Annotated in this window: 1 protein-coding gene; it reads left to right on the top strand. The window is 67.8% G+C overall.

Annotated elements, in window-relative coordinates; all coding sequences use genetic code 11:
- A partial coding sequence (locus tag FJ658_RS15590; RefSeq protein ID WP_255447771.1) for an alpha-amylase family glycosyl hydrolase occupies nucleotides 1–267 on the top strand: 267 nt, incomplete at both ends.

Below are 267 nucleotides of genomic sequence, written 5' to 3'. Positions count from 1 at the left end.
CGAGACGCAGAGCGACTACGTGTCGTGGCTCGGTCACAAGAGCCTGCCGAAGTTCAACTGGAACTCCTCGGAGTTGCGCGAGCGGTTCATCGAGGGGCCGGAGTCGGTGGTGGCGCGGTTCCTGCAGCCGCCGTTCTCGTTCGACGGCTGGCGCATCGACGTGGCCAACATGACGGGCCGCTACCGCGACGAGGACCTCAACGAGGCGGTGCGCCGGGCGATCCGCCGCACGATGGTCGAGGTGAACCCCGACACGCTGCTGGTGGG

This window comes from Schumannella sp. 10F1B-5-1 (genome assembly GCF_006517535.1).
In the GTDB taxonomy this organism is placed as follows: Bacteria; Actinomycetota; Actinomycetes; order Actinomycetales; family Microbacteriaceae; genus Schumannella.
The sequence above is the reverse complement of the archived record's forward strand: the minus strand, read 5'-3'. Positions and strand labels throughout refer to the sequence as shown.